We start from the raw sequence: 22515 nt of genomic DNA, 5'->3' as shown, positions 1-22515 counted from the left end.
CTATGTACCTATGTAGGCACGTATCCGTGATCAATACTTACGAATCGCTGTTCGGTATTTATTTTCACCTTCATACTGCTGATTTATTGGGTCGTTTAGGAAGGCTTTATTGATGCTTAGCTTTAGTTAGGTCAATGGCATCCAACTGCACTGCTACCACTCTCAGCGCCATTGATTTCCAGTCCAGTTTTATGTCATCGGTAAACACCATGTGGTGGCTGATACTGACGTACCCATGCACGATGGCCCAGATATCTAGCGCTATTTGCCTGCGCTCCTCAATAGTAGCACCATCTGGTAGATATGAACCCGCCACCCGTACCAACTTTGAAAACGCGCTATCTCTTGCTGCAATGGCCTCGATTGAGGGCTGATATCCTGCATCAGACTCCCCAAAAATCAGTCGATAATGCGCCTCGTATTTTTCTCCGACATTGAGATACCCTAGGCACGCCTCTAATACTTGTTCTTTATTTGCCTTACCGTCCGGAATGACATTCATGGCGTCACGAACGAGATTAAACCCTTCTATGTATAGCGCATCCAGTATGCCTTGCTTACCTTGGAAGTGACTGTATATACCAATAGTGGACAATCCTGCACGTTTGGAGATGGCACGCACGCTTAGGCCATCCCCGCCCCCTTCTAGAAAAAGCTCAGATGCGGCATTTAGTATTTTGGTTCTGGCATCCATTAGATTCTCACTATCTCTTGACAATTATAACAGCGTTATTCTAGTATATAACACTGTTATGCACAAACGATTATGAATTGATTGTATTGATAAAAATTTAACTTGAGAGTAAGGACGCTATGAGCATTCAACAGCTAGAAACAGATTATCTAATCATTGGTAGTGGCGCGGTGGGCATGGCTTTTGCCGACGTACTACTTACAGAGACCGATGCCAATATTATTATCGTCGATAAGCATCATAAGCCAGGTGGTCATTGGAACGATGCCTATTCGTTTGTCACACTGCATCAGCCATCGTCTTTTTATGGTGTTAGCTCACGTGAGCTTTGCGGCGGTATGATTGATAAGATTGGTTTAAACAAAGGCTTGTCCGAGCTGGCATCAGGCGCAGAAGTCATGTCGTACTTTGATAAAGTCATGAAGCACACGTTTTTACCAAGTGGCCGTGTGACATACTTCCCGATGTGTGAATACAAAGGCGATGGTAAGTTTTCATCGTTATTGTCTGACACCAGCTATGAGGTCAAGGTCAATAAGAAAATCATTGATGGCACTTACTTCAAAACTTCAGTACCAGCCACCCATACCCCAAACTTCGAGATTGCTGAAGGTGTGAAATTTGGCCCGTTAAACGATTTGCCGAGTCTAACCAAACCCCGTGATGGTTACGTCATCATTGGCGGCGGAAAAACAGGTATTGATGCGGTTTTATGGCTACTAGAGAACCAAATTGACCCAGACCATATCACGTGGATTATGCCAAGAGACGCTTGGCTGATAGATCGTCAGAACACCCAGCCTTCTCGTGATTTTTTTGTGAACACTATAGGGGCGCAGGCTACTCAGGCAGAAGCGATTGCTGAAGCTGAAAACATCGAAGACCTTTTTAATCGTTTAGAAAAAGGTGGCGTATTAATGCGTATTGATCCAAATGTACGCCCGCAAATGTTCCATGGTGCCACCATTAGTAGTGAAGAGCTTAAGCAGTTACGTAGGGTTAAAAACATTGTGCGTAAAGGACGCGTGACCCGTTTAGATACTGACAAGATTTATTTTGGTGATAACAGCATTGCCACCACGCCCAACACCATGCATATCGATTGCTCTGCACGGGCAGTACCAGTGACAGAGACGTACGATGTATTCAAAGGTGATACTGTGGTGGTACAAACCGTACGCACCTATCAGCCTGTATTTAGTGCCGCGTTCATCGCCCACATCGAGGCCAACTATGATGACGAAACTGTCAAAAATGAGTTGTGCCAAGTGGTACCGATCCCAAATCATGATACAGACTTTCTGGTTGGGCTCGTTAAACAAATGAAAAACCAGATGCGTTGGTCAAAAGAGCCTGCGCTACGTGAATGGATGATTAACAATCGCTTAGATGGCTTCACCAAATTGGTACGTGCCAGCGAAGACACAACACCTGAAGAGCTGGCTATCCTTAAACGTCTAAAAGAAGCAGGACCAAAAGCCGCTGCAAACATGCCCAAACTCATGGGTGAAATTATGCAAATAACAGCAGCACGTCAAGCCAAAACTGCTAATGCCTAAAAAATGACTGCCAATACTATCTATCAAGAACAACTATCAAGGAAGGGACTATGCCAGAATTTCAGACCAACAAAGCAAACCTAACCCAAGCTCGCCTGCAAGAGACGCCTATACACACTCTCGGCGATGGTGAAGTACGCGTCAAAGTTGATCGCTTTGCCTTTACCGCCAACAACATTACTTACGCGGTCATGGGCGACCAATTACGCTATTGGCAGTTTTTTCCGCCAAATGGGAATGAACCCGAAAAATGGGGCATTATTCCTGTATGGGGCTTTGCCGATGTCATCGAATCAAATAGCGAGGCACTGCCGGTCGGTGAACGACTATTTGGTTACTTCCCGCCTGCCAACGAATTAATTATTACACCTAAACGAGTCACGCAAACCAGCCTGCTCGATGGTAGTGCCCATCGTGCCGAGCTGCCGCCTGGCTACAATATGTATCAGCGCGTTAATCATGAACCTGGTTATGACCGTGCCAATGACAATCAGCGCATGTTATTGTTCGTATTGCACTTAACCTCATTCTGCTTACATGATTTATTGAAGCGCAATGACTGGTTTGGCGCAGAGCAAGTGGTGATTATCAGTGCCTCTAGTAAAACCAGTATCGGCCTAGCTTATGGCCTCACTGATGATAAAGATGCGCCGCACGTTATCGGCCTCACCTCAAACCGTCATATAGATTTCGTCAATTCAATCAACGCCTATGACAGCGTATTGAGCTACGACACGCTTGAGCAGATTGACGCTAGCAAACCAACGGTCATTGTCGATATGTCGGCCAATACCGATGTGCTTAGCAGGCTGCATCAGCACTTAGGCGACAATATGCGCTACACCAGCAATGTCGGTATCACGCATTGGGATGAACCGCGCCATGTAGACGGTATCATTCAAGAACGTAGCCAACAGTTTTTTGCACCCAGTCATGTACAGCAATGCATGAAAGAATGGGGTCCTGAAGAATTTAATAAACGCTCTATGCGCTATATCATGAACAGCACCGCAAAAACCAATGCATGGCTAAAAATTAAAGAGCTTAATGAGATTAGTGACTTACTAGATATTTATCAAGACATCTGTGAGGGCAAGATAGCCGCTGATGAAGGTCTGATCGTGGTTATGTGATACATGCATGCTTACCATCATTAATTTCAGCTGAATCAATATGTTAGTAATGAATGGCAAAGAGAGTTCAAAAGAGCTCTCTTTTTTCGTTTCGTTTCGTTTCGTGGTGTAGTAGGGCTTTAAACCAGATACCTGTTCTACTTACTCTTTCATAGCTCTAACGTGCCAAGCCTTGATCTGTTAAGTAATCATGTAGACCTTCGGCGAAATGTCTGTAGCCTGCCGCATTGGCATGGATTTTATCAGATTTCAGCGCATCATCTGATAGCACAGTCGACCAACCATCAGAATATAGCGGTATGCCCTCAGCCTCCGCAATAGCTTCATACAATGGATTATCACTGGCTTTGCCAAATAACGCGCTGGTACTTAAATGCGGCTCAGCGATTAGAACAACATCAATATTTTTAGATTGTAAGGTGTCTATAGTCGCGATGATATTGGCCCGCGTCGTATCAGGTGCAATGCGCTGCAATACATCATTGCCGCCCACACCTAGCAGTACCAAATCAGGATTTTGCTCAGTAATCTCATTCACTCGAGTCAGTACATCTGCAGAAGTGTCACCATTGACACCCGCATTAATGACCTTCCATTTGCTTAGCTCTGCCAGTACCATGGGATACGCTGTTTCAGTATTTGCCCCATATCCATAGGTCAAAGAGTCACCAAGTGCAACCACTGTACTGCCTTCAGGCAAGACCGTTTGCGTTGGCTCACTACCACAGCCTGTCATGCCAATAGTAACTGCAAGTCCCATGCTTGCCAGCGCTAAAAACCTACCACCTAGATTCATATCTGTTCCACTCCTACATTCTCACCAATTGAGCTAAATTTATTTGCGTTAATAATTTGAGACTACTCAAAATCCATTATTTAACTTTTGTTGTATATCAATCAGTATACGTTGTATAGTTAATACAGGAGATAGATTACCTGTTGGGCGCAATACAAGTGCTACGCGGCTTAGCATAGACAGTGTATTCATCATAAAGTATAACTTTACCAAGGATACGTGGGGTATTTATGAATAAAACAGCATCTCAAAGTCAGTCTAGCAATAACACTCAAGACAAAGAAAACGCTGACAATCAAACCCAAAGTCAGAGTCAATCCATCAAAGCGCCCACTACCAAAAGTCCTGTTTCAACGACGGTCAAAGATACCTTAGAAGGAAAAGAGGCTTTAGAAAAACCTGAGAAAAAAGCGAAAAGTTTCGATGAACTGCAAATAAGTAAGGGTAAGTATCGCCCAGTGGCACAAACCGTTGGCAACTGGCTTGATAACATCAACATGGATGCCCTTAACTATCTAAACGAACAAGCCGAAAACATCTTTTACCGTAAAGGCGTCACCTTTACCGTCTATAGCGATGCCAAAAACATCGAACGAATGATACCGTTTGACATTATCCCCCGTATTATCGCGGCAAGCGAGTGGCGTCTGATAGAAGCTGGTTGTAAGCAGCGCATCACCGCCCTCAATGCATTCTTGCACGATATCTATCATGACCAAGCCATCATGAAGGCCGACATCGTGCCTGCCAGCTATGTCTATGCCAGCGGCTGCTATGAGCCTTGGATGATGGGTATTGAGCTGGACAAACCCATCTACTCACACATCAGTGGTATCGATTTGATTCGTGATGAGTCTGGCAAGTTCTGTGTGTTAGAGGATAATCTACGTACCCCGTCAGGTGTCTCATATATGCTTGAGAGCCGTAAAATATCAGAGACACTACTGTCTGATATGTTTTCTGACACCGATATTATGGGTATCAGCGATTACCCCATTCGTCTCAAAGCCTGTCTTGCCAGCTCAACGTCCAAATATGATCCACAAATCGTTATCTTGACGCCTGGCCGCTTCAATAGTGCCTACTATGAACATGCATTTTTAGCACACGAGATGAACGTGCCTCTAGTGCATGGTTACGATCTGGTGGTTGAGGACAGCAAAGTCTACATGCAAGGTATTCGTGGCAAGGTACAAGTCGATGTAATCTACCGACGCATTGATGACCCTTATATTGACCCGCTCGCCTTTCAGTCTGACTCGATACTGGGCGTCTCGGGGCTGATGAGCGCTTACCGTGCTGGTAATGTCGTTATAGTGAATGCGCCAGGTACAGGCGTGGCTGATGATAAAAGTCTATATCCTTTTGTACCAGATATGATCAAATTCTATTTAAATGAAGAGCCTATCCTACCCAATATAGAAACCTATCAATGCCGTAAGCCTGATGAGCTCAAATACGTGCTTGATAATTTAGATAAGCTGGTCGTAAAAGAAACCCAAGGCTCAGGTGGTTATGGCATGCTCATTGGCCCGACATCCACCAAGAAAGAGATTGAAGAGTATCGCCTGCGCCTACTTGAAAATCCAGCCGGTTTTATTGCTCAGCCGACTATCTCGCTATCTACCAACCCTACTGCTGTCAGCGATGGCATCGCACCGCGCCACATTGATTTGCGTCCCTTTATCCTCAGTCATGGCGATGGTTCGGTAGATATTGTGCCAGGTGGTTTGACTCGTGTGGCCATGGTTGAGGGCTCATTAGTCGTCAATTCATCTCAAGGTGGCGGTATCAAGGACACCTGGGTCGTCGATGACAGTCACCTGCAGTCTTCAACCAAAAAACCAAACGGCAATGGCGAATCAGGTAAATGCTCGCCTTTATCATCAGAGACCAATACCTCAGATCACGCCAACTATTATGATCGTGTACAGCCTAAAGAAGCTGGCTATGAGATGCTAGATGACGCACCAATGATCTTGCTACTTTCCACTGCCAGTCATCTAATATGGCTAGGCCGATATAGTGAGCGCCTGTATTACTATGATAATGTCATGAAGCAACTGGTCAAAGACGATCTCAAAAAGTCACAGCTTAAGCATTTGATCAGCCATTTAGGTTTTGACGCGGATGCGGATGAATCGTTTAAGACCATGAAAGCGCAGATGCTGTCTGATCTGGAACAAAATATCATACCAAACATCGTTCAATCGATAGATGACAATGTACAGGAGGCCAAAGGTGTCATTGGTAAAGACACTGCTGAGCTATACAACTTGATTAAGCGGCTCTCAAGTGCTGGCACCTATCGAGCTGCGACCTTGCAGCTACATGCCTGTAATGCCGCGATGAAACAAGAACATCCAACCGTGACCTGCTTTTGGCAATTGGGGCGTCATTTTGAGCAGCTTGAGCGAGCGGTGTTACTTGAGGAGGACTCAATGGATGTCAGTCTCGAATTTAAGTACTGGATCAATGAGCTGCCTGAAAACACGCGCTGGCGTGAGCTGACACGTCTGGCCAACCAGATGATTCGCTCGAAGAAATTTAGCGATTTTGAGCTGATTAGCAAAGAGTTCAACATTATCTTGCGTCAAGGTGTCTAGCCGTAAATTAATACTGATGACAAATTAGGGCGTGCCTTAACGCTAAAGATAAGGGTGATAATGCGCTACAACGTCAAGCAAGGCTGATGATAAGAATGATATCGAGCTGCTTGACGACTTTTAGCAACATTGAGCCATTTTCAACCCTCTTAGAGGATGACTAGTTGAGTTAAGGACCTGCCCCAATGATATATATGAAATACACAGACTATAAAAATAGGAAGCTATTATGAAACTTCAAATCAGCCATCAAACCAACTATTATTACGGTGAGCTTGCACAGCGTAGTGTCCAGTATATACGCATGACGCCCATGCAGATGCCGCACCAAATTATTCACAAATGGGAGGTCATGCTGCCTAAAGTGGCGACCAATCAAAAGGACGGCTTTGGCAATGACTGGCTCACCCTCAGCCGTAACGAGGCGCACAACAACCTGCAAATGCAAGCGTCAGGTATCGTTGAGATTGATACAGAGACCAAGCGTTTAGCAGACATGGATCATGTTCCTTATCTGCTCTTTACGGTACAAACACCGCTGACCACATGCTCGCAAGAGATGCGCGAGTTTGCCGCGCCCTATCTAAAAACCCCCACTCATGACAGCCTAAAAGCGATGGCCAATGCCCTCATCATGAAGATGCCGTTTGTCAAAAATGTGACCCATGTCGGCACGACAGCAGCTGAGTCTTTTGCGACCAGTGCTGGCGTGTGCCAAGATCACACCCATGTGTTTTTAAGCTGCTTACGTGATCAGCATATCCCAGCCCGCTATGTGTCAGGATATTTGTATGACGATACCGAAAATCATATGGCCAGTCACGCGTGGGCAGAAGTGTGGCTGGATGGTTACTGGTACACCTTTGATATCTCAAACCAGCTGTTTCAACCAAGCTCTCATGTCTACGTCGCTATTGGTCGAGACTATTTAGATACAGCTCCTGTCCGCGGTGTTAGAATGGGCGGCGGTTATGAAAACCTTTACAGTCAAGTATTGGTTTCGAGATTATCATAGGCTATTTTTAAGCCTGTTCTACTAAGGATCAGTTATGACTTATTGTGCCGCTATTCGCCTAAAAGAAGGGATGGTTTTTGCTAGCGACACACGTACCAATGCTGGGATTGACCATATCTCAACCTTTAGAAAACTCTACCAATATGGCGTTGAGGGCGAGCGCTTTATCGTATTGCAGACAGCTGGTAGCTTAGCGACATCACAGGCGGTGTTTAACAAACTGCAAAACGATATTGACCAGCGTCTTGAGAGCAATCTCAATACGGTCGCAACTTTATTTGATGCTGCGCAAATGGTTGGTGAATGCATGCGTGAAAAGATGAACCATGCAAAAAAAGTCGCTAATGCCAGTGTCGATGGCGCCTTTACCAGCTCTTTTATGCTGGGTGGTCAAATAAAAGGCCAGCCGCCTGAGTTATACATGATTTATCCTGCAGGCAATTGTATCAAAGCCACTGAAGACACCCCATTTTTTCAGTTGGGTGAAAGCAAATATGGCAAGCCTATTCTAGATCGTTCTGTCAGCTACGATACAGACGTAAGACATGCAGCCCGCGCGTTGATGCTGTCATTTGACTCAACCATTCAATCCAACTTGTCAGTAGGCATGCCGATAGATTTTGTGCTTTATGACAATGATAGCCTGACCATGCCCGCTGGCCGACGTATTGATGAGAATGATGAGTATTTCAATAGCATCCGTCGTCAGTGGTCAGAGGAGCTACGTCGTATTTTGGTTGAATTGCCTAAATGTCCTGATGGCTATTGGGGATAGGGTTTAACAATACATTTTTCTCAATAAAAAACCGGCGTCAAACTGCATAAACAGTTTGACGCCGGTTTTGGTTTAAAGGCCTTGAGTGTCATCACTATGATGTCGCACTCAATTGTTGTGTAATCTACCTCATGACCTGGTACATGGAAGACTCACTGGACTGCACCTAGATAAAGGCCCTAGTGCATTAGCTCAATCACGATTGCGTGATTGCGCCAGCGAGCTAATGACACTAGGGCCTTTATCTAGGTATTAGCAGGACTGAAACAGTCTTCCTTGGGTAAAATGTAATGGCTTGACTCGTGGACGACGCAACGTCGCCCCTCACCGTAAACGATGAAACGCTAAATCTCACAACCCGTTAAGTGTGCCTCATAACAGTTATTATTGTCAATGCATAATTAACCAGTCTCTTTGCTTGCGACATCTACTGTCGTCACTCTTACTTTTCATGACAAAAGTCCTTGATGTTTGTGGTAAAACGCGGTTTGATGGTAATCAAAATATGACCGCAAAATCCATCGTAAGCTGACAAAATAAAAATTAAGGCAAATTTCTATGAGTCTGTCCTTCGCACAAATTCAGCAAGCTTGGCACGCTCAAGACCCTAGCTTGGTTGATAAGTTATGTTTATTGGCAACACAAGTTGATGATATTCCTGAGTCGCCCATCCCGGAGCACGAGCTGACGTTTGAGCGGTTTTTGGACAAGGCTTTAAGTCATCAGTTTCGGGCGCAAAACCCCGAAGTACAGTTTGCAGAGCGGGTGGCAATGATTGCCAAGCTTGAGACAGACGAAGGCGTTTATCCTCTACCTGATCGCTACAAAATCCATTTAATATTGACCGCACTGTGGGAGGATGGCAGCGCGTATGCTAGAGCCATCTTAAAACAAGCCATAACCGCCTTGCCTGTCAGCTATGGTGTGTGGAAAGGATTGAAGCGCATTTACAAGCAAGCCGAGTTTGCCCAAGATTATGAGGTATTTGGACAAATTGCTGCCAAGATTGATTTACAACGTTTCAATCAAACCGCCAACTCTGCGGTCAGCCTAGCCACCAAAACCTATATGAGCCTCAGAGCATGGCGTTATCTGCGTCAACTGGGGCAGCAAATGCCGATTGGCTATATTGATGCGGCGGTCTCTGTACTCGCCAGCTATGACGACACCATGACAGCAGGCAGCACCGAGCAAACGAGCAGCTGGGTACTCAATCACATCTGCTTCCATAACAGCCTTGATTATGGCGTCAATCGATTCAGCAGTCGCTCTCCTCGCAAACTCTTTGATGCAAAAGGTCGTGCGTTTGCTGAAGCATGGCAGCGAGACCCTGAACCACTTATTCAGCTACTGGCCATCGCCAAAAATGAGGCTGTCAGACAGTTCGCAACCGATAGCCTAAAGCATGACTTTAAGACCCAATTACGCGATGTGAGTGGTGAGACGCTACAATTTTTATCTGCCGGACAAGCGCACAGCAAAGCGCGTGATGAGATGATTGTTTGGCTATTAGAGAATGCACCGCATTTTGAAAAGTCTAAATTTGAAGCATTGGGCCTGCATCAAGTGGTGCTACAGCTACTACATTCACATTATCCTACTGCCTATCAATATGCGATTGGCTACGCCAAAAGCTATGCTCAAAACTTACCGCTCACTGAGCTGATGTTACTTGCCATGTCAGATTATGAACCTGTCAGAGCCTTTGCCATCAACAATATCTTAAGTCGTGACCCTATTACTGATATCGGTGTCAACGGCTGGGGTCAACTGTTAGACACCGAACATCATTACGAGACAGCGAGCAAACAGCTTAGCAAGCACTTTACAAGGCGTGACTTGACCCCTGAGTGGTTCTTTGAACGACTGACTAGCGGTAGAACACACAGCGTAACGTTTGCGATAAAAAAACTGCCTGAACTTTACGGTGCAAAAGAGCTGGGTGCTGAATACTTTATTCGCGTTGCCCAGCAGCTAGACATACCAGAAGCACACGACTTCTCCCCTCATCATGACAGCTACTGCATGGAATTTGCGTTGGACCAGCTCAGACGTGCGGATTTGAGCCAAGTCAATGCTGCCGTATGGCAAATACTATTATTAAATCCATTGTCGCAATCCACTATTACCGATTGGATTGATGAAGATGTCCTGTCAGCTGCGACGTTTGATATGAGCTATTGGCATGCGCTTGCCTATGAGCCTGATTGGCAAGTCGATGCTTATATTGAACAATTAAAATCTGCTGACACGCCTATTAAGAACTGGCAAAAGTACTTGGCCTTTGATGAGTACTTAGCAGAAAACGTGCGGGGTTGGCTATCTGATGTGCGCCGGTTTGCACCGATGGATCTAGGGTTTGACTGGCTGATGACCCTTGCACATAGTGAGCAAGCACTCTATCGTGAATTTGCGATTGAACGCATTAACAAAGGGTTCTTGCCTGCCGACTTTGTGGCATATCTTGACAGCAATCAAAGCGCTTCTACTGAAAACGCTGCGGGTAATAGTACTGATGCTAATAGTACTGCCGATAAAGGTTCTAAAGGCACTGTCACTACCAACGTCACTACCGAAGTAGATTTGTCTGGTCAACGGTATTTATTCACAGGCAAGATGCAAAGCATGACCCGTGGCGAGGCCGAAACCGTTGTGAAAGCCGCGAATGGTGCCATCAGTGGCGCTGTCAATGGCAAGCTAGATTACTTGGTCATCGGTGATGATGGTTCACCGTTATACGGCAATGGCCGTAAAGGTAGCAAACAAGTGAAAGCCGAAAGCTTAATCGCTGATGGTGCGCCGCTAAAGATTATCTCAGAAACCGCCTTTCTACAGATGCTGAGTGGTCAATCAAGAGAGGTGTCTGAAGACGATACTTTTGCAGGTGCCAACGCACTGTGGTACATGGCAACAAATGACGCTACTGCACCTATCAGTGAGCTTGCGATCAGCTACCTCAGTCATCATCATGAACAGATCTGTATGGCATTGACAGACAGACCAGTCGATCCCGATGCGATTATTCCTTCTTCATTCTTTGATGCAGAGCGCGTCATTCCTTTACTGCAACACCGTAACAGCCAGCTGCGAGATTTTGGCTTATTGCTGAGCGAGTATGAAATGGCGACGTGGCAACCAACGCCAACCCTATGGCTGATGATCGCAGAATCTCCCTATACTGAGGTCACGCAACTGCTGAAGCGTGCGCTATTGGATAGTCCATCCGTTGCCAATCGACGTTACCACGTTCAGTCAGCACAATTGAATGCTGGCATGTTGAATGCTTTGATTGAAAGCAAAGCGCGAGTCGCTCGTCAAATCGGCATCACCTTGCTGCAGCGTCATGCCAATTTCCAAGATGTGCAGTCTCTATATCGATTGACCCAAAGCACAGACCGCGAAGTACGTTATGCCGCCGTGACCATGCTATGGAAACACTACAAGGCGCGTCACGTGTCGCCAAACTGGCAACCAACCAGTAGCGATAGTAAAGATAAAGATGCTGCACGAGATAAAGACAGCAGCGCTCAACCAGTCATAACAGAGCAGCTAGATAAACGTTTGGCAAGCTTGCCTGCAGAAGTTGATCAGCTACTAATGCTGCTACGCCGTGGTCTATTCGAGTTACCACCTGGTCGTCTAGGCGGTTCGCAAGAGCCCAATGCTAGTGACAGCAGTAAGCATAAGCAACAACGTTACTCAGATAAGCGCTCATCATCACAGTCATATGAGGCAGCTGAGTCAGATAGCAACATCACGCTAAAACCCATATCTGCGAGTCGTGCCAAACTGGCATTGATTGAGACCTTTCGTGATGTGGCGTTGGCTGACAGCACCTTTGCAGCGCTCATTATGCCCACACTGTTCACCTTTACGCACTCGGCAGGCAAGATGGAGCGTCATGCGTGCTTAGTTGCCGTCACACGGTTATTGCATCGCTATCCTGAACTATCTAAAAACCTGCAGCCAGTGGCATCTGCTTAACGGCTTTAGCAAACAGATATAGATAAAAGATACTTAAAAAAATATGACGTCACCTCAACTGAGATAACACCATGAAAACAATAACACTCCCCTATTGGGGTCAAATTATTGGCTTAGTCAGTAAGGCCAACAGTACTCAAGCGGCAACTCAAAAGACAACCAAGCAAGATGGGCGCAGTCTTTTTATTACTCGCCAGCAGCAAGCATCTGCTACGGTCTTATATGTCCTTGATCAACAAGGTGAGCAATTTAGCTTATCGACAACTGCGCTGCCTTGTGCGATGCAAGCCATCACCAAAATAGATGACAGTACGGTGGTAATGATTGGTGATGATGGTCATCTTTACCAAACGGATTGGCAAGCAAAGAAAGTTAAGAGGACCAGTGCTAAATCCTTGCTCGATGCACCTGAAAATAATAACAATGATATAGGCCGTGCCGTAGCAATGGCACCACTACAAGATGCACTGGCTATTCTATATCCGAAACATATCGTGGTATGGCCTTATCAAGACAGCCAAGCCAGCAGTACTGTCATCATTGAGCCTTATTCGTCTTCTATAGCAGCATCAAGTAAAGAATCCAAATTAACAGCACTAGCAACGTCAAGTGATGGCTCGTGGTTAGTCGTAGCAGATAAAACGGGAGATGTTAGTAGCTATCAATGGACGTCAGATAGTGCCCAACTCAATCTAAGTAGTCGCAAACAGCTCCACCAAGGTAAAGTAAACGCGCTTTGTTTTGAGCCAGTCGGGCAGTACTTCTTCTCAGCAGGCGCAGATAAGTGCTTATACCGTACTCATGTCCAAGGCGATCTGCATCCTGTTGATAGAGCCAAGTCTAGCCAACACAGCGAAATGATCACGGCGCTTTGTGTCTCAGACACACGGTTATTTACCGCAGCAGATGACAAAAGTGTCAAATCATGGGCATTTGATAAGGGTCAACCAAATAGCTGTAAAGAGGATCTGACCAAAGCTCGACAGATCGTCTTATCTTCTTATGCCGAGCAACCGACGCTCATCGTCGTCAGTGCCGATCAGAGCTTACGTGTCATACCTATTGACCATACTCAAAGTACATCACAAAATAGCAAGCTATTACCAGTCACTTATATCATCAAAGACGGCTATCAGAGAATCGGCCAATTACTGACAGATACGTCAAACAATAATGATGTGTCGTTTAAAGAAGGTCTAGCGCTGCTACAGGCGCAAGCAGATAATCAAACATTAGAGCTGGTTAAAAAATTACTTGCTGATAGCGATACACTTACGGCCAACCAAGCATTGCAATTGGTACAGTGGGTTGCGACAACCAAACTGGATAAAACTGCACAGGTTCTAGAGCAGCAACTAAGCTCGGCGCACAGTGCAAAAGTACGCCTTGCTGCTTTTCATGCCTTGGCCGATCGCGCAAATACGGCGAAGCGCCCGCTGCATTATCTAGAAGAAGCCTTTAAAAACCGTTACTACGAAGAAGTGGTGGCTTCTGCGTTACAAGGTTACCTAAAGGTCGCAATGAAGGATGCCACCAGCCAGCGCCGCATCTTACCTATTTTAAGAGAGGCGTTGTCACACAGTTTTGCGAATATTCGCAAGCAAGCATTAGCCTCGCTTGAGACCTTATTGCCAGAGAACAGTCCGCAAGCAGATTTGATGGCATTAGACTGCAATCAGCCAGACATTGTCCAATCAGGGTTAATTCGTCTGTATCAGCGCGGCATGCTAAATCACCTTGAAGTCTCGCGTCAATTGATGCTGCTACAGAATCATCGTAATACAGAGATTAGGCAAACGGCGTTTTACGTCTCATTACTGTCTCAGCCTGAGTTGATAGAGGCGTTGAAACAGCAAGGTGACACGCAAACCTTACGTACCCTAACTGATTTTGATGACTTTCGCTTACTGCGCGGCACGCTACTAGATAATGCTAGCAGCACAGCGGCGAATGATAAGAGTGTTAAACAATCCGATGAGGCGATCCGTTTAACCTTATCTACGCAAGATTTTATCTCGCAAGCAGATAGTACCCAAGCATCTAAGAGTAAGGCTAAAACGGCCAAATCCAAGAAGCCTACTGCTGAATCCATAAAGCTAAGCAATGACACGTTAGAGCCATTATTACAAAGCTTAAGCAATAGTCACGAAGATATCAGTTTCCGAGCGGCTTATGCGCTGGCTTGCCTACAAGACAAACGAGCGTTTGGCACACTGATTAGTCTGATGAGCACGGATGACAGCGCCATCATCCGTGCTGGTGTGGCCACCGCGCTTGGTCATTTAAATATAGAAGATGCCAAAGCAGTCCTACCGACATTACTAGATGATAAGGACGCTGGTGTGCGCCAAGTGGCTATGCAAGCCTATGGCAAATTGGCAGACAACGTATTGTCTTGGGCAGCGACGGGTTTTGCTTCTAAACATCAAGATATTCACGAGCAGTCTTTAGCGCTGTTTTTAAAGCATGTTGCACCAGATAGCTCAAATAGTGGTGATAGCAGTGATAAAAGCGCTCAGATGTCGTCAGAGATGACAGACATACTGCTACAGGCATTGAATAATCCTTTTACCAGCATTCGGTTAGAAGTGGTTAAAGTTCTATTAAACCGCCAATTTAAGCAGTCATCTGACAATTTTTCTAAAAACACTTCTGACAGTGCCATCGTTGACATCATTGAGCTATTGCAGCAAAGCCTCTTTGAAGATGTGCATCAAGTGGCTATAGAAGAATGGCAACGACTGCTGCTAGCGATGAATTCGAAGCATAAAACAAATAAAGTTGAAGAAACTGATAGTCAAAAGACCAATCAAGCTGTCCTGACCCTATTCTTTTCAGATACGTTTGCCGCTATTCGCAAACAAGCCTTTGACATCGCACTCAAACAAAGCAAGCATTTGGGGTTTGCTGACGTCATGTTAAATGCACTTGCCAGCTCTTATGCGGATACTAAGCAACTGGCCCTTACGACAGTGCAAGCCAAAGCCAATACGACTCAGCTGACACAACTGATGCCAGCTCTAGTGGCTATGTTCGCTGATGACAGTATTGAGCTGCGCAAGCAAGCCTTGACGGTTGCTTTGGCGCTGACAGACTTACAGCCTACTATTTTAGCGGATCACAGTAGCCTAGATGATAGTAGCACCGATGATCAATCAAATCATCACGAAGCATTGATTACCGCAGCCTTAAACAGCCCTTATCCTGATATTCAGCTAACAGTCGCTCAACTACTGGCCAGCCAATCACGCTTATACACTGACGAAGAACAGGCACAGCGAAGTGATGAACAAGCGTATCAAGTCTTTAAACACTACTTAGAGTTGCCTATGCCCTCTCAAGGCAAGAAAAGTGAGAGCTATACCCAGTGGCACAATCATGTAAGCCAAGCGCTATCTGGCTTGTCTAAATTGGCATACCCATCAAAGCATGATGCACTAGGTTGGTATGCTAAATATCTACACCACCCTGATGCTGATTTTAAACCTCTTGCACCAAAGATTACGCAGATAGTCTCTCTTGAAGACGTTGATCTACTGGTGAAATGGCAAAAAGATGAGCGCGCCATTATCAGTCAATCAGCCAGTTTGTGTTTGGCTATTTTGGGTGATGCTCGCGGGCAATACTTCCTTACTCATGACATAAGAGACGAAACAGACAATCTTAGTACGCTTGTTGCACCGATGACGCCTACGCATTGGCTTCAAGCGCAGCACGGTTTAGGTATTACACATGCACGGCAATTACAGCCTTTGTTTGAGTCAGAGTCTTACGCAGCAGCAGCCAGACTATTATTGATATTTAATGATTTACAGAATGGCTTGCAAGTTGGCAGGCAAGCTCCTGAAACGAACGTTACCGGCACTGTCAGGCCCAATCGACTGATAGGAGCATTAAGCTTTGCGGATAATGACACGGCAGTAGTCTACGCCAACATACTCGCTCGTTACCCAAATGACGTACAACACCCTAATAACCAGCAAGCACTATCGTCAACGTGGCAGTACCTAAGTGATTACTTGTCACGTCAATTAGGCAGTGTTTTATCTTCTCACTCTGAAGTCATCACGATGATGATGGATGCCATACCAAACACGGCAGATAAAGGTGGTGTTAAAGGACAGTCGCATAATACAGCCTCTATCCGAGCAAGTATTCTAACGACGGTGAGTACCGAAAACTTACAACAGCTCGCCAACCTCAGTCGACATCAGCAGCCATTGGTACGCGCACACACCATTAGTGTCATTTGTAACTTATCTGAATTACTCGCCCATGACTACTATGACGATGAGGACGATGTTTTTGAGACATTACAAAAATGGCAACGCAGTTTGCAGGCATTATTAAGTGCTCACCCCGTATCAGCCTCCATTCAGGATGTAGGTGACTCTCCTACTGACAAACAAGACAGTTCTGAGGTGCATTATCCATACCAGTCCCTTGCCTTTGGCGCTTGGATTGGCGTCATACGCGTAGGCGATGATTATTATGCGAATAGCAGCACCACAGACCAAGCCATTCGAGGGCTAATGTGGCTTGCTACTCAATTATCGGAACCTAATACCAATAACAACACTAATAACAATGAGGACTGGCGAGACAGTACCAGTCGTGTGTTGTTGCCACTACTCAACCACAGTAGTTTTGACACTCGTGAGTTAGCTTGGGCCTGCTTGTATAAACTGGACATGCCTGCCAAAAAGCTGGCTGACTATGCCATGAGCACGCCCTACCGTGATATGGTCAAACGCGGCTTGAATCTATTGCTAGATACCGCAAATAACAATGCCGTACAGCAGCAAAGCAAACCATCGGATACAGCGACTGTCAGTAGTAGCGCTGATCAACAACTCATTGATTTGTTAAAAACCAATAATCACACCTTAGCAGAAGAGACCTATCAGCTGCTAAAAGGCCGACTAGGCCATCTGCCAGCCAGCTTGCTTGGGCTACAGACTTATTGTCAGTCGTTACTGCCTCAGATCGTTGCTGAGTGGAAACAAGTCATCGTCACGCCTTTTGCAAACAGTCAGTCGCCGTCAGTGCAGCGTCAAGACAAACTGACGTTTTTGCTGCACGCTGTGAAGAGTGATGATTGGAATGCAAAATATCAAGCACTGAGTCAACTGGTTGAGTTTTACGACGTACTGTTTGCGGACAGCACGCTATTTCATAGCTTATTTGATTTTGCTGAAGACGCTCAGGCCAGTAATGAGAAATACCGTAGCTGGCAGCTGCTTGTCGATGCACTCACGTCGTACCAATTTATCAATAAGAACACTTTAGAGGGTCGTTTAAAGAATGGTTTAGAGAGCAGCTTTGATATTGCTACTGCTGAACAGGTCGCCAATGAAGCGCACTTACGATTATTAGCCTTACTTGACGATCCACATATCAACAAACCTAAGCAGTTTATTTATAGTGATATCGCTGACCTGCGTAACACGCATCTGGTCGCACCATTACTACAGCGTTTAGAGAACCTGTTTGAGCACACGCCACAAAAGCATAAAGAAGAGCATAAATACTTATTTGATACCTTAGTAAAAATCAGTGGTTACGATCAAAAAATTGAGGATTATTTGGAGGAGCGTGAAGACACCCGCTGGTTACAACGTCAGCACCCTAGAGACTCGCAAGTCTTGCTATCACTGTTTACTATGCTTATGAGTCATAGTGATTATGCTCATGCCGCGCAGCTATTACCGTCACTTGCATGGGTGCAATCGGATGACAGTGGTTTATCCTCGCGCATTGATAGCGCTTTAGCGCTCGCCTACGAGCAGATGCCAGCTAAATATACTTTTAAATTGGTCGAGACACTGGCATATCGAGCCAAAAGACGACACGGCAGCATTGCTTCATTACAAAATGCCCTGCGTAATAAAGACGCTGATGTGCAGTTTGCCGCGGCTGAAGGACTCGCTAAGTGTGGTCATGCTGATGGGGTCAATATCTTGATGGCCACTATCGATTATAACCCTGATGCTGAGTTCCGTAGCGGCAGTGTGTTAGCCATTGGCGAGCTACTAGGCAGCAGTGACCATCAAAACCAAAATCAAAATGCTGACTCGCCTAATGCTAGCTCGCCTGCGGACAACGCTGATAAAAACTTACAGGTTCATACCTTATACAAAGCCTATGATAAGTTAATCAAACTGGCCGAAGATGATGAGCATTACCTGCAAGACGTGGCTAGCGAAGCCTTAGGTCGCCTTGCACAAGGTGGTGACTTTGAGCATAGTCCGCATATTTTTGAGCTATTAAAATCGCACTTGTCAGACCCCGCAGTCCATTTCACCAATCCCGCCATTGTCCATTGGTTAAATGGACTGCGCTGGCTTAACACAACGCCTGCTTGGGAACAAATCCGCAGCTATATACGCACTCATCTTGATAAAGCCATATTTTTCCGTCCGCAAAGGCATGCGGTATGGCTACTGCAGATGAATGATAGCGATGCCAATAAAGTATTAATTTTAGATATCTTAAAGCAAAACAACCTAGATCGTGCTGTGCTCATGGTGGCTTATACTGCGGCACAGAAAACTTGGGGCAGTCTTGCAGCGCAGATTTACCCTTATGATTGGGCAGCCGTTCAAAGCCATAATGATGACTTTGTAGAAGAGACGGAGCGTTTGAGCCTAAAGCATATCATTGATAATAGCAGCATCGATGAGCTGGCAGCATTTATCACCCAGCATGGCGCGCACTTACCAGCTGACATCTTGATGGCACTGCAAAATGCCATTATGGCCAAGCAAGACATGCCAACATCGCAGCTTACCGCATTGATTACCAGTAGTAACACACTGACACAGCATATTGGACTGTGTTATCTGACCCAATATCCAACTAACTATTTAGACAAAGAAATGGTTGCGACGTTACAGCAGCGTTTTGATACAGCTAGCGAGCAATGGCACACGCTTATCGATACTATCAACCTCAGTCCAACGACCATCAGCAACAACCAGTGGATTGATATGGTTGAGCAAGTACGTACCACCATCTCGCAACTGGTGTGGTTAATCATGCGTCATATAGCCATTACAACTGCCAAAGGCGCTGTCGATAAAGCGGCTACTAAGCAGATAGCGGCAATGCTTGATTGGCTCAATAATGCTCGTCAACCATTGACCATCACTTCCGTTCCATTACTCTCTACGACTGTTAGCGGTTGGTGGCAGCAAGCGCTGTTAGGACTACTGGCTAGACCAGTCGCTGACGATAAGGTGTTATCAAATATAGTGCCAACATTGAGCAGCGTATCAACTATGGTTCAATCGCAGCTCACTTATGACAACCAAGCCTTACTAGGAACTGTGATTTCTCGTATTGAACAAAGCGGTACATCTACCCAAAAATCCATAATAACGGTAGTAAAAAATGCGCTGAAACATAAAGGCTCGTCTACCGAGATACCAATCAATCAACAGCTGCTACAGTGGATCAAAGCAAAAGACGCTGACGCACTCTATCATTGTGCGAGTAATGACAACATGGAGCTGACGGTTCGTATCCGTGCCATCGAAGCGCTTGGGCAGCTACATGATCCAAATATTGAACAATGGCTGACGACGCTCATGGCACATGAAAATTCAGACATTCAGAAGCTTGCTTATAAAGTACTACGCCGCTGGCAACGTGCCATGATACGAGCACAGCAAAAGCGTCCGTTGGCATATAGTCAGGACAGCAGTCAAAAAAGCAATCAGGGTGAAGGAGACAGTCAATGACTATAGACAATCAATTAGACCAAGCATCAGAAACAGAGTCAGAAGTAGCAAACACTGATGGCCTGATGATGCAGTTGGACTACGCCGCACCCAGCCAAATCAGTCAAGTTAACGAATCGTCAGACTCATTGTCGGAGGCGCAAACAACCGAACACACTCAGCATGTGGCACTATTTTCTCAGCTGAATCGGTCGGAGGTTAACTTCCACGGTAAGGTAAAGTCTCCCCTTGTCTTTCGTGACAGTTTGCTAGCCCTATTTGATGTGGTCAGTAGTGACTACCGCTATGTGCCAAAAGACCGCTCAGCGTATACCGTATTTATGCAGATGCGCCGTGCCAGCAGCAATAAAAACCTATTTACTGCGCAGCGTGATTATTTCACGTGGTTGTTCGACAATGACCCACTGGCTTTTTGTATTTTAGACCCAATTATTCAGGTGCATGAGCAAGGTGTTAGCTTTGAGGTATTTAGCCGTGATGAAGGCTGCTATGCTCAATTGACCTTGACCAATGAGGTTTTTAAGCAAAATACCAAACCTACCCTTGGTACGACAAGCATTGATTATAGTGCGGCTTTGTTTAACGGTATTGAAAAAATACGCGATCATCAACAAACGATATTAGACATTGGTCATGAAGCGGTCGGCTTACAGTTACTCGAAACCATGCCAGAGCCCGCTGAAGCAGATACTGATAGTACAGTAAGCACGCCCACCGTAAAAAAACAAATCATAGAAAAGCGCATCAATGTGCCCAAAAGCTGGATCAGAGCACTGCTGCAAGTACAGTCTGCAGGTCAATTGCCACAAGACACCATCCATCTTGATCCAATCGCACTGTACAACGTGCTATTTGAGCTGCGTATGCATGCTGATATCAAAGGCAAACGCCGTGGACTATTAATTGAGCTTAGACCTCAGCAGCTGCCGGTAATTATATTAGAACCTTTTGATATTACTGTCACCAGCCAAGTTAGCCAACAGCAAAAGCCTTATCAAGGTCAACAAGCAAAGCTGATTCGCTTATGGGGTCGCCGTCGTCTCAGCCTATTAAAACGTCTTTTGCCGCATACTGATAGCGTTTCGGTGTCGTTACTGGGTCAAGGTATGCCAAGCTACTGGACACTAAAAGGTAAAGGCTTTCATTTTACCTTTGCTATGACAGGCTTTAGCCAAGCCAACTGGTCGCAGTCATTAAACTTTGACTTGTTACTACCCAAGCGCCCACAGCAAAACATGCTCAACTCAAATAGTGAACAAGTAGCAGAAAGTACTGATAATGGTTTAGTAAAGGTCGTTGATACCCTTACTCGCTGCCCAAGTACGGTAGAAGCATTAACCCAGCAGCTAACAACGCAAGAGTCAGAATCAAAATCAGCGCCTGTTACGCAAGCACAAGTGCGACAGTGGCTGCTAGCAGGAACGCAGCAAGGCTTGATTCGTTATGATATTGCGCAAGGGAGTTATTACTATCGACCATTGACGCAGACACCGCTCGATATGGCGCAGTTTGCTTATCACAATGAGGCAGAAAAACAGGCCTTTGATTTGATTGGCCGTTTGGATACCGTGCAGAAGTTCTCTGTTGAGACCGTCGCTACCAAAGACGTGAGCATCAGTGCTGATATCTATGTTGAAGAGGATCGACGTACTTACCACAGTCAGCTACAACTGGGCGATGAAGCACTGGTCAGCCGAGCAGAATGTAGCTGTCCGCAGTACTTGCAGCATCGACTCACACAAGGTGTGTGTGCACATCTCATCGCATTAAGGCTCAGTTATAACAATTACGACAGTACCACTGCCAAAAATGACAGCTGGCATGACACCCGCATATTGAGTCAGCGTGTGCCTGTTCGCCACTCTATTCGCCATTCCACTAAAGCCGACACTCAGCATAAAATTGAGGCTATCGCAGCACCTTCAGATCTGGTGATGGACTTATCTGCGTTGTCACAGCTATCAAAACCATCATTAGATAATAAGACAGACAATATCAAAGACAAAGCGATTGCTACAACAGACGAGACTTGTATCACTTATATCTATCTGACCATCGCACATAAAAAAATAACGATTGAGCAGACCACGGGTGATGACAGCACACATCAGCACTTTGTGTTTAACCAACCTGCTCAAGCCAAAGCGGCTTATTTACAACATATTGCCAGATTTGAAGCCAAAGGCTTTATCGAAAACCAAGGGGTGTAAG

General features: G+C 45.6%; 10 protein-coding genes and 1 pseudogene. 9 read left to right on the top strand and 2 right to left on the bottom strand.

Annotation, left to right across the window (positions count from 1 at the left end; genetic code table 11):
* Nucleotides 1–106: 106 nt before the first annotated feature.
* On the bottom strand, nucleotides 107–694 hold the full coding sequence (locus I6E86_RS07945) for a TetR/AcrR family transcriptional regulator (protein WP_197176797.1): 588 nt from the start codon (nucleotides 692–694) through the stop codon (nucleotides 107–109).
* Nucleotides 695–813: 119 nt separating this feature from the next.
* On the opposite strand from I6E86_RS07945, the gene I6E86_RS07940 reads away from it, so the two are divergent.
* Nucleotides 814–2253 (top strand): NAD(P)-binding protein, encoded by a 1440-nt coding sequence (locus I6E86_RS07940; RefSeq protein ID WP_197176796.1) that lies wholly within the window; start codon nucleotides 814–816, stop codon nucleotides 2251–2253.
* Nucleotides 2254–2303: 50 nt separating this feature from the next.
* Nucleotides 2304–3386 (top strand): DUF2855 family protein, encoded by a 1083-nt coding sequence (locus tag I6E86_RS07935; RefSeq protein ID WP_197176794.1) that lies wholly within the window; start codon nucleotides 2304–2306, stop codon nucleotides 3384–3386.
* 157 nt (nucleotides 3387–3543) lie between these two features.
* Here the strand turns inward: I6E86_RS07935 and I6E86_RS07930 are convergent, their stop codons facing one another.
* Complete coding sequence (locus I6E86_RS07930; RefSeq protein WP_197176793.1) at nucleotides 3544–4182, bottom strand: GDSL-type esterase/lipase family protein; 639 nt, start codon at nucleotides 4180–4182, stop codon at nucleotides 3544–3546.
* A gap of 230 nt (nucleotides 4183–4412) precedes the next feature.
* Between I6E86_RS07930 and I6E86_RS13835 the strand changes: the two are divergent.
* The 7 genes and pseudogenes from I6E86_RS13835 to I6E86_RS07900 form a co-directional block, all read left to right on the top strand.
* A pseudogene (locus tag I6E86_RS13835) lies at nucleotides 4413–5999 on the top strand (circularly permuted type 2 ATP-grasp protein); the annotation flags it as partial.
* A gap of 138 nt (nucleotides 6000–6137) precedes the next feature.
* On the top strand, nucleotides 6138–6788 hold the full coding sequence (locus I6E86_RS13890; protein WP_413786997.1) for an alpha-E domain-containing protein: 651 nt from the start codon (nucleotides 6138–6140) through the stop codon (nucleotides 6786–6788).
* A gap of 229 nt (nucleotides 6789–7017) precedes the next feature.
* Nucleotides 7018–7803 (top strand): transglutaminase family protein, encoded by a 786-nt coding sequence (locus I6E86_RS07920; RefSeq protein ID WP_197176791.1) that lies wholly within the window; start codon nucleotides 7018–7020, stop codon nucleotides 7801–7803.
* Nucleotides 7804–7837: 34 nt separating this feature from the next.
* Entirely contained in the window at nucleotides 7838–8578 is a 741-nt protein-coding gene (locus tag I6E86_RS07915; protein ID WP_197176790.1) for a peptidase, read from the top strand.
* A 558-nt stretch (nucleotides 8579–9136) separates the two neighbouring features.
* Complete coding sequence (locus I6E86_RS07910) at nucleotides 9137–12562, top strand: BRCT domain-containing protein (RefSeq protein WP_197176789.1); 3426 nt, start codon at nucleotides 9137–9139, stop codon at nucleotides 12560–12562.
* A 71-nt stretch (nucleotides 12563–12633) separates the two neighbouring features.
* Nucleotides 12634–20304, top strand: a complete 7671-nt coding sequence (locus tag I6E86_RS07905; protein WP_197176788.1) for a HEAT repeat domain-containing protein — start codon at nucleotides 12634–12636, stop codon at nucleotides 20302–20304.
* A complete protein-coding gene (locus I6E86_RS07900; RefSeq protein WP_197176787.1) occupies nucleotides 20301–22514 on the top strand; it encodes a hypothetical protein in 2214 nt (737 codons plus the stop codon). Before I6E86_RS07905 ends, I6E86_RS07900 begins: the two co-directional genes overlap by 4 nt.
* The last annotated feature ends 1 nt before the right edge of the window (nucleotide 22515 follow it).

Source organism: Psychrobacter sp. SWN149, assembly GCF_015864565.1.
Classification (GTDB): domain Bacteria; phylum Pseudomonadota; class Gammaproteobacteria; order Pseudomonadales; family Moraxellaceae; genus Psychrobacter.
Note: the sequence above shows the minus strand (reverse complement) of the source record. Positions and strands in the feature narration are given on the sequence as shown.

What these genes read in the sequence shown, in the direction of transcription:
- I6E86_RS07915 (WP_197176790.1), top strand. Translation starts at nt 7,838, where the DNA reads ATGACTTATTGTGCCGCTATTCGCCTAAAAGAAGGGATGGTTTTTGCT.
- I6E86_RS07945 (WP_197176797.1), bottom strand. Translation starts at nt 694, where the DNA reads ATGGATGCCAGAACCAAAATACTAAATGCCGCATCTGAGCTTTTTCTA.
- I6E86_RS07920 (WP_197176791.1), top strand. Translation starts at nt 7,018, where the DNA reads ATGAAACTTCAAATCAGCCATCAAACCAACTATTATTACGGTGAGCTT.
- I6E86_RS07905 (WP_197176788.1), top strand. Translation starts at nt 12,634, where the DNA reads ATGAAAACAATAACACTCCCCTATTGGGGTCAAATTATTGGCTTAGTC.
- I6E86_RS13890 (WP_413786997.1), top strand. Translation starts at nt 6,138, where the DNA reads ATGCTAGATGACGCACCAATGATCTTGCTACTTTCCACTGCCAGTCAT.
- I6E86_RS07935 (WP_197176794.1), top strand. Translation starts at nt 2,304, where the DNA reads ATGCCAGAATTTCAGACCAACAAAGCAAACCTAACCCAAGCTCGCCTG.
- I6E86_RS07910 (WP_197176789.1), top strand. Translation starts at nt 9,137, where the DNA reads ATGAGTCTGTCCTTCGCACAAATTCAGCAAGCTTGGCACGCTCAAGAC.
- I6E86_RS07900 (WP_197176787.1), top strand. Translation starts at nt 20,301, where the DNA reads ATGACTATAGACAATCAATTAGACCAAGCATCAGAAACAGAGTCAGAA.
- I6E86_RS07930 (WP_197176793.1), bottom strand. Translation starts at nt 4,182, where the DNA reads ATGAATCTAGGTGGTAGGTTTTTAGCGCTGGCAAGCATGGGACTTGCA.
- I6E86_RS07940 (WP_197176796.1), top strand. Translation starts at nt 814, where the DNA reads ATGAGCATTCAACAGCTAGAAACAGATTATCTAATCATTGGTAGTGGC.